The following is a 14,907-nucleotide window of genomic DNA, read 5'->3' on the forward strand; positions in this document are numbered from 1 at the left end:
AATGTTCGCAAAAAATATCACACGAGCTTCTGCCCACAGTACAACAACTCTTATGAAGATGATGTACGTAAATAACCCCGATTGCGCGCGATTCGATTCATGCGCCGAATCTGACGTACAGCATCTCGTTGAGAACGGGTCCATTGCGGTGCACCGAAACAGACGACACCGTACGGATCATCCTTTGAACGTCCAGCTCGCCCTGCCATCTGGACTAAGGAAGATTCATCGAAGAGTGAGTTATCCGCATCGAGAATAAAGACGTCGCTTTTCGGCACGGTCACACCGCGTTCTAGAATCGTCGTGGTAACGAGTACACGAATCTCCCCCTGCCGGAAGCGACGTACTTTATCCGTCCGCTGTGAATCAGCTGCGGACGTGCCTGCCACAGGCTGCTGCGGGAACGATGTACGCAGCAGATCCACTACGCCATCAATATGGCGTATGCGCGCAACAAATACAAACAGCTGCGCGCCCCTGTCCACAGCACGTCGCAGCGTAAGCACGACGTGCTGTGGCAGCCGCCCGCGTGCAATGCAGCGGGCTACACCCGGCATCGCCATCCGCGCTGGAACTGGCAGCGGATGGCGATGATACCGCACAGGCACAATGGCCTGTGCGAGGCGGCCCCGCTTCACGGCGCGCTGCATCGCCTTAGGCGGCGTAGCCGACAAATACACAAACGTGCCGCCCGGCGCACAAGCCCGCTGCGCTGCACGCTGAAGCATTGGATTGTTGTGGTATGGGTAAGCATCCAACTCATCCACAACCATCAAATCAAACGATTTATAAAAGCGTAGAAGTTGATGAGTCGTCGCCAACGTAATGTCCCCTTTTGACCAACGATCATCACTTCCGCCATATAACGTAACGACACGTGCTCCCGGAAACGCCTTCTCAATACGCGGCTGCAGCTCTAGCACGACATCTCGTCTAGGAGTCGCAATACATACCTTTTGCCCCCTGTTGAATGCATACGCCGCCATAGGGAATAACATCTCCGTCTTGCCAGCACCTGTTACTGCCCACAACAAGAACTCTCCCTTGCTCGAGTCAGTACTCAAATCTCGTTTGCGCAAATAACAAAGCGCTGCCCTGCTCGCCTCTTTTTGAGCTGCTGCCAAACCATACCGTTCAAGAAGAAGCTCGGTATCGTCAGTCGTCAACTCCTGTGTCTTCCTTTGCGGATGCACATCCACGCGGGCTTCTCTTATTTTAGGCTTCGTTACACCGAGGACTAACAAGGAGCACGAGCGGCTTCTGGCTAGGTTTAAACAAGATAAGCAAGTATAGCAGGCAGCAGATCCACAGCTGGCACAAGCAGAGATTTGCAGTTGCTCCTCTCTGCTGCCACATCGACGGCAGTGTGGTTCTGTTCCTGACACCTGCAGCTTCACACTTTGTTCCTGCAAGACATTTCCATGAGCAAGCAATCTAACTACAGGCAAGCTGCGCCCTACCAGGCGCTTGACTTGTTGGCTAAAACGAATCCATCCACTCGTCCTTTCCCCTGTCGCAACACCATTAGTAAGCTCAACATCCCCTTGCAGCATACCTAACTGTAATATAGAACGCAGCAGCTCGAGGTTTATCTCATATCCATGAGCTTTCATCAAAGATAATACTTCCGCCTCCATTAGCGCCCTGCCTTCAATTAACGAAACTAGGCGATCGCACATCTCCTGTATGTACCTCATTTCTGATCTCTCGCTCATCTTCCACTCCGCTGTTGTCTGCCTGCCATTACACAGTTCATAACGTGCGGTTCCTTCCGCTACCATACTTCTTGTTGGACCTGATCTTGTGACGTTGCTCGTTTCATACCTCATGCCACAATGATCTGATTCCACGATTGTATTCCTTTTTTTAAGATCTTGAATAAGCTCAACGCGCAGCGGTTGTAGACTCCATTGAGTTCGGCCATCTTCCCCTCCAAACCACTCCGTATACGAACAGAGCATACGAGCCGTGTAAGCCTTCCACTGCTGTTCTCCCCAATCATCCATGCACTTTTCCGAGACAAATCGTTGTGTCATTCGAAGCGCCATCGGGAATGGAAGGAGCAAGTGTATGATGGCCATCTTGTAAACACACCTTCCTGATCCCTCATCTGATATAGATCCCTTAGAACTAGCATGCGTTGGCATAGCAAATGCTCCTACCTGCTTCAGTTGAGCTTTCTGTTCAACTTCCACCGCCTGCGACATCATTGCAGCGTCCTGCTCTATTACCGCCCCTGTCCACTTCTTTGCATCAGTCTGATCATCTGCCGCTCCTCGCTGAATCATTGGGGCACTCATTAATTCTGAATGACCTTTTGATCCTGTGAAGTAAGTGTTCTCGAACGAACTCCCTCCCCCAATAGCTGATTCTGCAACCATGCACCAGTACTGACTATCAATCCAGCTATCCAGTGTAAACCCCATCTGCCAACCTTCGTTTGTTCTAACCGTATATAGCTTCACTTGCATCCTTCACAACTCCCCTTCAGTAAATTAATAACTGCATTCACTACTTCTGAAATGACGAGGTATAGTCCTTTATTAACTTTTTTACTATAATTTGTATAAATATCGATTCTACGATTAACTTTAGGGAACCCATGCCACTGAGGAACAAAAGATTATAAACAAAATCAACGCAGCGTCTGACCACAGTTTGGTTTGTACATGGTAGAGTAGCGATAATTTTCAAATAACCGTCTCTCCGCAAACTTCATATTCGAATTCAAATACACGATACGACAAAAAAGCACACCCGCTTCGACTACTTGTCGAAAGCGATGTGTGCTTCACATCTTCATGCTATTCAATTCATACACCTTAATGAATTCGCTGTCATTTCCCTCTCCGACGGCGGCTCCAATGCCGTATCCGCCTCTTATAACGAGCTGCCAGCCATAAAGGGAACTTTACGCCAATCTTCCTTCCGCTTCAGAAACAGGACAAATTGTATTTCTTCCACCTGTCTGTTCTTCTCCAGAAGCGTGACCACTTCCATCTGTTCCTTCACACTACTTACATTCATCATATCACATGTCACATCATAACGTCTTGCCATACGCCATACAATATCGATTGTCGCATCCATAGATCCGCTGTCCACCATCGTGAGATGCAATCGTCTCCCTTTTAACCAGGCAAACCAGCAGTAGGCGCGAACAATCCACTCCATATGTCGCTCATCATTATGTGTTGCCACGATAACATGCATCCATGGCGCCGGCTTATCGCCGCGCAACTTCTTCTGCAAGCGGTGCATCAGATGAACAGTTGCTACCGCCACCCCGTAGCATCCCACAATCCATAACAGCATTGCGATCATGCGGCCCACCTCCTTATTACCAAGTGTATGCCGCAAAATGTGCTACGGTGACGGACAAGCGTCGCCAAACTTCGATTTTTCTACAAGTCGTACATCTTACAAATTGAACTACAGTGTTACCCAGCCGTTCTTAATGGAGTTGATTACCGCTTGTGTCCGATCATCCACTTCCATCTTTTGCAAAATGCTGCTGACATGGTTTTTTACTGTCTTCTCGCTGATAAACAGGAACTCACCGATATTCTTATTACTCTTTCCCTCTGCCATCAAACGAAGGACTTCTGCTTCACGTCGAGTAAGCGGGTTATCCTCCATGTTGTTCAGACGAACACCATTCTCCTTCGATGCATCCTGCTCCATAACTCCACGCTCGTCTAGCAACGTCATACGGCGAAGCTGTTGGATCAGCTTGCCCGTCACTTTTGGGTGGATATACGCATAACCAGTCACGACCGAACGAATCGCATTAATTAAAGATTCCGCTTCCATATCTTTTAATAAATAACCAGATGCACCTTTGCGCAATGTTTCGAAGACATAACTTTCATCATCATGAATGGACAGAATAATAACTTTTACATCCGGAAATATGTCCCTCATCCGTTCAGTCGCTACAACACCATTTTCAATCGGCATATTGATATCCATTAAGACAACATCGGGTACTTCATGATTGCAAAATTCAAGCACTTGAATGCCGTCTCCGCATTCCCCGATCACTTCCAAGTCCTCTTCCATATTCAAAATGCGCTTCAAACCCTCACGAAACAGCTGGTGATCGTCAGCAAGGAGCACTCTAATTTTGGATTTCCCCGTCTTGCGATTCTCCATATGCTTACTCCTCTCTCTTGTCCACATTCGTTGGAATTAGTATTATGATCTGTGTCCCTTCATTCTCAGTCGAATGAATCTGCATCTGACCTTCCAACAATTCCACACGCTCACGCATGCCTATCAAGCCAAAGCTGGTTTGTTCTTTCCCTTTAACCTCAAGCGAATTCAAATTAAATCCGCGTCCGTTATCCTCAATCATCAACCGGATTTCATCTTGATCATATGTAATCTTACATGAAACGTAGGATGGATCTGCATGTTTAGCGGCATTGCTGAAAGCTTCCTGAACCAATCGGTACACAGCAGCTTCCATGGCGGATTTAAGTCGATTCTCTTTTCCCTTCACTTCAAACGAGGTGCGGATCTTGCTCTTTTCCTCAAAGTCATGAACAAATTTACGCAGCGTAGGCACAAGTCCCAGATCATCTAGTGCCATAGGCCTCAGGTTAAATATGGTTTTACGTATCTCCTCTAGTCCCATCCGGACCTGGGATTTCAAGTCTACTATTTCGTGCTGCACCATTTCAAATTCCTGCTTCGACAGCATTCTTTCTACAATTTCCGTCCTAAGCACTACATTGGCAAGCGATTGAGCTGGGCCATCATGAATTTCTCTTGCAATTCGCTTACGTTCTTCCTCTTGCGCCAATATAATCTTAAGGCCTAGAAGCTGTCTATTCTTAGCAGACTCCAGAATACGTGTTAACTGAGATAAATCACCCGATAAATATTCCAACGCTACATTCATCTGCGAACCAATCGTTTCGGCTCGTTCGATTGAGGTTTCCACATTTTTTAATCGTTTCTGTAAGTCATCGCGTCGCGTCTTTAGATAGCTCTCCTTCTCCCTGTATATCAGAAGTTCGACCTGCAACTGCGTAGCTCGTTCGTACGCCTGCTTGCTGTCCTCCTCCGCATACTTCATGAAGTCGCGACTAACTTCAGTCAAACGCAAACGAGCCAGACGAAATTTTCGTTCCAGCTCGTCTACCTTATCGCAAATGCGAGCCGTTTCTTCCATCAGCTCATGCATCTGATATTGGAGAGCAACCGCCTCATCGCGTGCCGAATCCAGAATCTCATAAATTTGATACTTGCTATCCTGCATCACTTGAATGGCATTCTTTATGACGCGGTCAATTTCATCGACTTGTTTCTCCACTTACGTTCCGTCCCCTTATTGAGATAAGTCTCTATCCAGGTCTATCTCAGTAAGATCGACCGCGTGTAGAGGTGGCTATACGTTTAGAATGATTGGTAGTTTCATCCCTTATCATACCACATCAGCGTATCGTAATGGACTTCGACTTTATATCCCAATTTATGACTAGGCCTAATTGTTCGGATACTAATCTTAATGGGACTAATGTTCTATTTGAACGTAACAAAGGAGCTACTTCAGACTTATTTCTCTTGCCATTGCTTATAAATTCTTTAGCGTCCACCACTAACTCGATATATCGGTCCCCACGAAGCACAGTCACTTTCTTTGACGCGCTGTTCCAAGTTGATTTCCCACCAAACTCGTCCAGGATCACTTTGACTGGCACATAGGTTGTATTATTCAGCATAATTGGCGCAACGTCCAACTTCTTGTCCTTACCGTTCACAGATGCTGTCTTACTGTTGACTTTCAACTGTACATCAGCATTCGGAAGACTGATTGAGGAACCCGCAGGCATATGGGCACGAATGTTATCAAATGCGATCTCGCCAGTAGCTGCACGCTCATCTTGACCGTCCTGTAAATTCACCACATATAGGCGTTCCAACGTAAGGTTGCCTGATGCACCAATACTGGACATGTCGATATTTAGCGTCTTCCACCCCGACCAATCGATATATTTGGATACATCATGTAAATACTCTTTACCATTCTCATCGGTAAACTTGGCGCGAAGCCAGTTCATGCTGTTATCTCCGTACACATCGATCTTCATCGATGTCGGCGTACCACCTAGTGGAACCCCTGTACCCCCATTTAAAATCGCATATGCAAATTTATTAGCAGCACCTTTGGACATGTCATAAGTCAGTTTCACAACTTTATCCGAGCCGGATCTACCTTCGTAATTGCCAACAATCGAGGCCGTTCCAAACGTTGATTCCTTAGGAAGTCCCGCGAAGCTTGGAGACAGAGTGGACTTGTTAAAGTCCTCAATAAGCTTTTCTGCACCTACCGTTACGGGGATCATCGTCTTAAAGCCATCATAGTTAGCAAATGCATATCCAATCTGGGCCCCGTCAGGTACCTTTGTCACATGGAGCACACCATCTTTAACATTTCCGCTAAAACCTTGCAGTTCCCACATCACAGATGCCTTTGGCACATTAACCGTCGTTCCATCCTTTAGTTTGGCCTTAACGGGTAGCGTTACGGCAGACCCTGCTACGAGAGGCGCTCCAGAGGCTGCGATGTATAGCTCATCCAGCGAATTTGCCCCGATCACCTCTACGTCCTTTGTAGTCTTGGCAGACCCTGACTTGGCCACAACTTGTGCAGTTCCGGATTTCTTCGCTACAAATGATGTGCCGTTCCACGCGAGTACGCCATTGGATGCACTCCAATTCACGTTCGTATTAGACGCATCAATTGGATTGTAATATTGATCGTATGCTTTCATTGTATAAGAGGCTTCCTGGCCTATAAACAGCTTCTCAGAACCAGCAAGCATCATTCCTTTGACTTCACCCTTCGGAGCCGTCGTAAAGATGCCCAGCCCATTCACAATCGAACGCTGTGTTGAACCCGTCTCTGTATCATGTGACAGTATTGTGCTTGTCTCTGCCAACGGACGATGCACCATCGTGGTCGATCCGCCGCCATCCAAGTTAACAGCTTTCCATATGTTTGCCTGTACGAGTGCTTTTTGCATTTCAGATAGCGTAAGCCCAACACTGCTGTCATTCTTCTCTACCGTAATGATATAGGCATATCGTCCATCCTTGGAGTATCCTACTGCTGTACGTGCACGTGCACTACTGCCGCTGATCGAGTCGGTATCACGCGTAAATCCCGATGCCTTGCCATTTTCCACAAGTAGTGTATGTCCACCAATCATCATTTGAAATTGATCTGGGTCGACTTGCTGTCCCGTCGTCTGAGAGCTCAAATGATACTTTGCGCTCACAAGCATTCCCACCTGCATATGCTGACGCATATACTCAGCAGCTTTCCCATGCCCGCGGAGTATGTAGCCATCTTCTGGAGCCGTCATCGGCAAGGAAGACATTTCTGCCAACTGTTCGACAACCCCATTCCGTACAAGCACCTCGGTTGGTGTCGTAGAGCTCTTTGAGGGACGCTCTTGATTCTTCCAGGCACTAGTATAAATATACATCGTGTCCATATGGCTGTATTTTTTGTCCGGTTCTGTCATATACGTCGCTTTATTAATCCCGGCAAGTGGAAACGTCGAACTGTCTTCTCCCTGCACATAACCTTCAAAGCGATATTCATCTATGCTTGGCTTACCGTCTTTTGTGACAGCAAAAGCATACATTCCCTTTAGAGCGGATGGGCTGGACACCATCGTTCCTCCAGCTATAGCTCCGCCCAGCGGTACGCCTTCTAAACCCGTGTTGTAGTAATCACCGTTAACGCCCGCCACAGCGCCTGTATCCTTGACCATTCCAGACACACTTTGACGCGTCGTTAACTGCCCGCTCTTGCCTGTCATCGTGTCCAGCTTTAAATACGGATTAGAAAGATCGGCTTCAATGACGTTTAATTTAGCCGTTGCTGACTTGCCGCTGCGTGTAGTTGTAAATTGATAATGAATAAGTCGAGCGCCAGAAGTAATAATTTCCTCACTAGTCTTGGTTAAACGTGAGGCCGCCGTAGAAGTAGCACTCTTTCCATTCTCTCCGTCTGCGTGTACAACAGGTGTGAAGCCGTAACCAGGCGTTAGCAGCATCGTTCCCGTAATCAACATAACAACCCATTTCGAACAGCGCGACTTGCGACGCGCTCCCTTCGTGTTTCCCATTTCTGTTGTTTCACTCCCCATGATGTCGTGCTTTATGCTTGTTGAAGCAACGGCAACAAATTAGTTCTACTGCTCTTTGTTAATAGTCACGTTAATGTCATTGATGTCTATGAATCTCTTAACTTACTACCTTCGCTTACTCCAGTTGTACGCACACAAAAAGTCAAACTCTCAGCATTCATTGTGAGAATGTAATCAAAATATTGATGTCTAGTTACATTACGGGGATTATCATATACTCATCCGCACATATCCAGATTATATATAGCCCTATTACTAATAGACTCATAGAAGAGGAAAAAAGTTTCGTTTTTTTCCATTTGAAGTTCATGGATTGCTTAAATACAAAAAAAGCTAGCACTTTTCTCCCTGTTCGTTACAGGAATCAAAAGTGCTAGCTGTAAAATATATTCACTAATTAAAGTTATTCTTACATGAAATCAATTTTCTGCATCAGACGTTTAATCATAACGCTTGCTTGAGCACGCGTAGCCTGACTGCGCGGTCCGAATGTATCATTCGTCATCCCTTGAATGATACCGACCTCCAGCATCTTAGCTGCAGCGTCCTGTGAGCTTGTGCTAATTTGCTTGCGATCTTTAAACTTGGACATCCATTGACTTGCCGACTGCGACAATTTCACGGAGTTCCCTGTATGCGTCATTGCACGGTTCATCATGAGTGCCATCTGCTCGCGTGTAATCGGACTGCCTGGTTTAAACGTCCCATCTGTATTACCCGTTATGATACCAGCCTTTACAGCCGCCCCGATATAAGGTGCGGAAGTGGACGTGCCCGAAACGTCACGGAAACGTTTTGCCGCTTCGAGATTGCCATCCAAGCCAATCCCCTTCGCGATGAACACAGCAAATTCTTCACGTGTAATCGCTTTGTTCGGCTCAAACTTGCCGCTTTGACGAGCCGTCGCTACAAATCGACCTGCCAGTGCGTTAATATCTGCCGCTGCCCAGTGTCCGCCTACATCCGAAAATGTACGAGTACTGCGCGCGATTGCTATTGCACCATTCGCATTTAGAATGCTGTTCGTAACGTTTACGCCGCTTTCAGATTTCACTTTTGTAGGAACGTATGCTAAACCTGCTCCTGTACCCACATCAACACGTACAGCTGAGATCTGAGTTGCAGTTACAGCAGACGTCAATCGATTGCTTACATTTGTTTTAGCAACAACGGGAGCAGCCTTAGCTGACGGATAACTCGTAAATGCAGATAAGTTAAATTGATAAGGTTCAGTTATAGCCGCACCAGATTCATTGCGAATCGCAGTAGCTAAATAGGTTGACTGCTGGCTTGGCTGCTGCTCGATTTGGAACAATAACGTTGCATTACTAGCTGTCCCGTTTAACTGGCGCCCAATCTCTGAATAAGGAATATTTTGCAGCGCAATTGTGTACAGCCAGTTACCATAACGTACGCCAATCTCGAGATCTTTGTCCGTCCTCGACATATCCTCAAGTGCCTTCACGGGAATCGCAACAATTGCTGCCTTCTCACTCTCAGCCAGATCCAAGGCTACCACTTGTCGGCCGTTACGGGTCGCATATTCCATAACGCCTTTCCACTGAGCGTCATTTACGTTGTAGCGGTTCACGTATTGACCACTTTGTGTACGGTCAGTTGTCTTCGCTGCTGCCGCTGTATTTACCAAGAGCATGTCTTTTAAGAATAAGTTCCATGATGCCTCCTGCGTATACTGCGGTATCGCACCTGTACCACCATTGTTATTATTGCCCCCTGAGGTCGTATTCGTCGCCGTCAGGTTGGTGAAGCTGCGAACCTTGCTGCCGTTCAAGTCCATTAACCCGTTGGAATATGGCGCTGAATACGTGACTACAACCGTTTCGCTTGATGCAGCCGCAGACGATAAAGTCAAGGTAACAATCGAATTGTTCACTTGTACCGAACGAAGCGTTCGAATCTGATTGCCTACCCGAACAGAGAAATAGCTCGCAGCAGGAACCGCTTGATTATCCAACTGCTTATTAAATGTCAGTGTGATGAGATCATTTGTAATCGTCGCTTTATCCACTTGTGGATAGCTAGAATCAGTCACGTTGCCTACTGTCAGCAAGCTGAATGGCGCTGCTTGATTTCCAGAAAGATCAGTTATTCTTGGCACACCTGGTACATAAGACAAGGTTACTGTGTCATTTTTAGAAGATACGGCTGATGCTAAGGTTAGAACAACTTGGTTGTTACGAACCTCAACTTTATTTACATAACGCGCTTTATCATTAACGAGTACAGAATAATGACTTTTCATTGGAATTGCATCTGGATTAATACCTTCATTGTAATTCAATACTAGCCTAGTTCCTTCTACTTGAGTAGAAACCAGAACGGGGGGCTTGGTATCAAGTCCATTTCGAACATATATTGGGCCAAAGCCTGCAAGACTACCATCATAACGATCTTTAATAGGGTACTGTCCGGGCTGATACTGCAACGTGACTACCTGACCATCTGTTATCGGTTCACTCATGGTAAGAGATATCAATGTGCTGTACCCTACAACACTAACCGCTTGACGCTTATTCCCATCTATCATAATCGTAAATTGAGAAATACCACGGGTATCAAAATCCTTTAATGACTCATTAAATGTTAATTGAATAATATTGCCGTATGCGTTCGAATTAGTAACTTTAGACATCGAGTTCTCGACTTTATTAGTTACTTCCCGGTTAGAGAAACTCGCAGCGCGATTTCCATTAATATCTTTAAGAGGCACTTGTCCTTGCGTATACGACAATCGAACTTCCTGTCCAACCGCTATTCCGCTCTGTAAATATACTTGAACCTTTTTGCCCCCTACAAACACGCCAACTAAAGGTCGTTCCTCGCCATTAATAGTTAGCTTATAGTTCGTAGCAAGCGGAGTACTGGAGCTATCCAAATCTTTATTATAGGACAATTCCACCACATCTGACTTCAGCATAACAACTGACTCCAATGTAGGAGGTACTGTATCAGGAACTAATGTCGAGAAGCTCCAAGCATTAGTGATTCCTGGATAATCGTTCCCTGCTAGATCCTTGACTGCCCCTTTACCAACATCAACCGTATACGTAGATCCACCTACCAATGCCGATCTCGGCTTAATACGCACAACTCGTTTATTGTTGGGGTCAACTACCACATCTGCTGTTGTACCATAACCATTACGTTTAAGTGTAATGCTGCCACTACCAACCTGTACTTCTTTATTCATTGTCATCGTGATTTCAGTGGCCAGTGGTACATTCTTAGAAGTATCTGTAGGATAAACATATGCAATTGCTGGCACACCCGTATCCTTTGTTACACGGAAGTTCCACTGACTTGTAGCAATGCCGTTAAACGAATTACCGTAGATATCACGGAAAGCTCCGGCATCTACTTTGACACTATAATTCTGATTATCTTGAAGATCAGCTGATAGATTAATCTGAATTGTATCAGATCCACCACCTGTAACATTCGTTGAACTCGCTCCGAACGTCATGACAGGATTGCTCCCGTTGTAGATCGTAATGTTGCCAACGCCAGGATAAACGGGCTTGTTGAATGTTACTTTAAGCGTTGGACGCACTGCTACACCTGTAGCGTTATTAGCTGGTAATAAAGATGTAAAGGTCACCGGTGCTTGGTTCTGACCAGCCTCTGTCGTAAACTGCCAGATGCTTGACGTCTGAATGCCTGCAAACGCAGTGTTGTCTGAGTCCATAAATGCACCTGCATCGATCAGCACATAATATTCCGTATTTGCATCTAGACCCGCGACATTAATCTTCGCTGTTCTACCACTAACGGCTACGTCGTTAACACTAATCGTTTTTGCAACATTATCTTTTAATCTCTTAATATAAACGTTACCTTGATTCTTAAATATATCTTCGTTAAACTCTAGACTTAATGTAGGATTAACGGACACCCCACCAGCTAAACGCTGAGGAACGTAAGAGACTACTGTTGGGGGTGTATTATTAGCGGATACCGTCTTAAACTTCCACTGCCCTTTTGCTATCTCATTAGAGCCTTTACCCCCTGCATCCACAAATGCACCACCAGGTAAAACTACTTGAATACCCGTCTGGTTAGGTAATGAGAATGGACCGTTTAACGTAATCGTATTTGTGCCAGATCCCGTAACTCGTGAATCTGTTACTGGTACAGACACTATTGGAGCTCCATATTCCGTCTCAATCGTAATGCTGCCTTGGTTGGCAAACACAGGCTTGTTAAACGTAAGCGTTATTGGAGTTGTTGTAGGTACTCCTACTGCATTGTTGAGCGGACTACTCCCTGTTAATGCTAACGGATTCGTATCCACATCCGCAGCTGTCTTAAATCGCCATTGAGCACCACTTTGAATACCCACATATGCCCCTGTTACTCCATTAAAAGCATCTGCAGATACCAATATGTAATAGTTAGTATTCGCTTGAAGTCCATTTACATTAAACTGCACCAGACTTTGGGTAATGCTAGTTTGGGCAGCTGGAATCGCCACAACCTGCGCATTATTTGAAGCTTGATGTATCGTAATCATCCCTGCTCCAGCAGTTACATTTTCTGAGAAGTTAATAGAGAATGAGGAACTGCGCTGTACACCTTCCGTTCCGGAAGTAGGTGAGAATGAGACTGCATTAGGGCCTGTTGCCAAAATACTGACTTCTTTCGCACTACCGGCAGGTTTAGCCGAAACCGCATATGCAAGCGTTCCTTGCAAAATAAGCATCACAGCTAACATAACCGATATATATCTTTTCATTTGCTTCATTTGATTTTTCCCCTCCGACAAATAAAGACACTCGTACTTCTATTTTCGGTAATATCTGTGCAAATGTTTAGAGTTACGCAAAAAAACCTCCGTTTCCATTCAGGAGCGGAGGTTCTATGTTATTATTGCGGTTATTACAATCCAGCACCTGAACGAAGCACTTCCGCTTTATCAACACGTTCCCAAGGTAGGTCAATATCTGTACGGCCAAAGTGTCCATAAGCTGCTGTCTGTTTGTATATTGGGCGACGAAGATCCAGCATCTTGATGATTCCAGCTGGACGCAGGTCGAAGTTCTGTTCGATCAGCTCTTCTAGCTTCTCTTCAGCTACTTTACCTGTTCCATACGTGTCCACGTTTACAGATACCGGACGTGCAACACCAATTGCATAAGCTAATTGGATCTCACATTTGTCAGCCAATCCAGCTGCAACGATATTCTTCGCTACGTAACGAGCCGCGTAAGCAGCTGAACGGTCTACCTTCGTTGGATCTTTACCGGAAAATGCGCCGCCGCCATGACGTGCATAGCCGCCATACGTATCTACGATGATTTTACGGCCTGTAAGCCCAGCATCACCTTGCGGTCCGCCGATTACAAAACGACCAGTTGGATTGATGAAATACTTCGTATTCTCGTCCAACCATTCAGCAGGTACAACCGGTTTAATTACGTGTTCTTGGATATCATTCTGAATCTGAGTCAGAGTAGCATCTTCAGCATGCTGTGTGGATACAACGATCGTATCTACACGCACAGGCTTGCCTTCGTTATATTCAATCGTCACTTGTGTCTTGCCATCGGGACGAAGATAGTTCAAGGTTCCGTTCTTACGAACTTCTGCCAAACGGCGGGAAATACGGTGAGAAAGAGCAATTGGCAACGGCATTAATTCAGGCGTCTCGTTGGATGCAAATCCAAACATCAACCCTTGGTCACCAGCTCCGATGTTTTCCTTCTCATTCTTAACGTCTTCTTCCGTACGTGTCTCAATACCTTCATTAACACCTTGAGCAATGTCAGGAGACTGCTCGTTTAACGATGTCAACACTGCACATGTGTTATAGTCGAATCCATATTTCGCACGCGTATACCCGATATCTTTAATCGTGTTACGAACGATGGATGGAATATCAACATAGTCGGCTGAGGTGCTAATTTCACCGATAACAAGCACAAGACCTGTAGCAACGGAAACTTCGCACGCAACCCGAGCATTCGGGTCATTTGCCAGAAAGGCGTCCAATACCGCATCTGAAATCTGGTCACAGATCTTATCTGGATGTCCTTCAGTAACGGATTCGGAAGTGAACAAGTGGCGTCCTTTAATAGACATTGGACTCAACCCCCCATACAAATAATGTGAGCTTTCCATAATGGAAAGTCTAGACAAAAAACGAACCTTTCCCATTTTGGAAAAGGTTGTTATACCAGCCTTCGAGAAAACATATTACGTTATTTGTCGGTGCATGTCAATAATAGAAATGAAAATAGTTTTTCCTAATATTTCTTTACAATTAAATAAGAGAGTGGACGGATTGTTCGGCTTGTGAGATTAACCGTTTTGTGATCTCTCCACCAATTGAACCAGCATCTCTTGAAGAAAGGTGCCCCCAATTTTCACGCCCACCTGTGCTATATGATGTTTGCGATAACTCTCCAAATTCCGTTCATAATTTCGTATCACTGTAACCCGATGAAGCACTCTTATACATAACTGGCAATCCTAATTCTGCTGCGATTTCATACTTCATTTGATACAAAGCTGCTTTGCTTGCAGGAACTAATTTATTTCTGGACATAATACTTCCTCCTCGATCACTACAATTATAATTGATTGTTCTGTTAACATCCAAGCACAGGCGCTACTGCTTAACGTTGCCCCGTGCTTGAGCATACCCAGCACATTTAATGAAGTAATCTTAGTATGTACTTGAGTGTCACGAGCACTCGAAGGAAATAATGAGATGGTTGTA

The 14,907-nt window shown here is 45.5% G+C and carries 7 protein-coding genes and 1 pseudogene; all 8 read right to left on the reverse strand.

Features of this window, described 5'->3' with window-relative positions; all coding sequences use genetic code 11:
* Positions 1 to 50 precede the first annotated feature (50 nt).
* The 8 genes and pseudogenes from MH117_RS11240 to MH117_RS11275 all read right to left on the reverse strand — a co-directional run bounded on the left by MH117_RS11240 (position 51) and on the right by MH117_RS11275 (position 14,733).
* On the reverse strand, positions 51 to 2,471 hold the full coding sequence (locus tag MH117_RS11240) for an ATP-dependent helicase ComFA (RefSeq protein ID WP_239328801.1): 2,421 nt from the start codon (positions 2,469 to 2,471) through the stop codon (positions 51 to 53).
* Between the two features lie 409 nt (positions 2,472 to 2,880).
* On the reverse strand, positions 2,881 to 3,324 hold the full coding sequence (locus tag MH117_RS11245) for a glycosyltransferase (protein ID WP_239328802.1): 444 nt from the start codon (positions 3,322 to 3,324) through the stop codon (positions 2,881 to 2,883).
* Between the two features lie 108 nt (positions 3,325 to 3,432).
* On the reverse strand, positions 3,433 to 4,155 hold the full coding sequence (locus MH117_RS11250; protein ID WP_239328803.1) for a response regulator: 723 nt from the start codon (positions 4,153 to 4,155) through the stop codon (positions 3,433 to 3,435).
* Between the two features lie 4 nt (positions 4,156 to 4,159).
* Positions 4,160 to 5,320, reverse strand: coding sequence for a sensor histidine kinase (locus tag MH117_RS11255; protein ID WP_239328804.1), 1,161 nt, complete (start codon positions 5,318 to 5,320; stop codon positions 4,160 to 4,162).
* Between the two features lie 121 nt (positions 5,321 to 5,441).
* Entirely contained in the window at positions 5,442 to 8,147 is a 2,706-nt protein-coding gene (locus tag MH117_RS11260; RefSeq protein ID WP_239328805.1) for a stalk domain-containing protein, read from the reverse strand.
* A 430-nt stretch (positions 8,148 to 8,577) separates the two neighbouring features.
* Complete coding sequence (locus tag MH117_RS11265) at positions 8,578 to 12,930, reverse strand: Ig-like domain-containing protein (RefSeq protein ID WP_239328806.1); 4,353 nt, start codon at positions 12,928 to 12,930, stop codon at positions 8,578 to 8,580.
* A 134-nt stretch (positions 12,931 to 13,064) separates the two neighbouring features.
* Entirely contained in the window at positions 13,065 to 14,267 is a 1,203-nt protein-coding gene (gene metK / locus MH117_RS11270) for a methionine adenosyltransferase (RefSeq protein WP_239328807.1), read from the reverse strand.
* Positions 14,268 to 14,448: 181 nt separating this feature from the next.
* Positions 14,449 to 14,733, reverse strand: a pseudogene (locus MH117_RS11275) (alpha/beta-type small acid-soluble spore protein).
* Between the last annotated feature and the right edge of the window lie 174 nt (positions 14,734 to 14,907).

The sequence above is a fragment of the Paenibacillus sp. ACRRX genome (genome assembly GCF_022346885.1).
Taxonomy (GTDB): domain Bacteria; phylum Bacillota; class Bacilli; order Paenibacillales; family Paenibacillaceae; genus Paenibacillus_B.

Excerpts from the sequence above, each read along its gene's own strand:
- MH117_RS11240 (WP_239328801.1), bottom strand. The coding sequence starts at position 2,471 with ATGCAAGTGAAGCTATATACGGTTAGAACAAACGAAGGTTGGCAGATG.
- MH117_RS11245 (WP_239328802.1), bottom strand. The coding sequence starts at position 3,324 with ATGATCGCAATGCTGTTATGGATTGTGGGATGCTACGGGGTGGCGGTA.
- MH117_RS11250 (WP_239328803.1), bottom strand. The coding sequence starts at position 4,155 with ATGGAGAATCGCAAGACGGGGAAATCCAAAATTAGAGTGCTCCTTGCT.
- MH117_RS11260 (WP_239328805.1), bottom strand. The coding sequence starts at position 8,147 with ATGGGAAACACGAAGGGAGCGCGTCGCAAGTCGCGCTGTTCGAAATGG.
- MH117_RS11265 (WP_239328806.1), bottom strand. The coding sequence starts at position 12,930 with ATGAAGCAAATGAAAAGATATATATCGGTTATGTTAGCTGTGATGCTT.
- metK (WP_239328807.1), bottom strand. The coding sequence starts at position 14,267 with ATGTCTATTAAAGGACGCCACTTGTTCACTTCCGAATCCGTTACTGAA.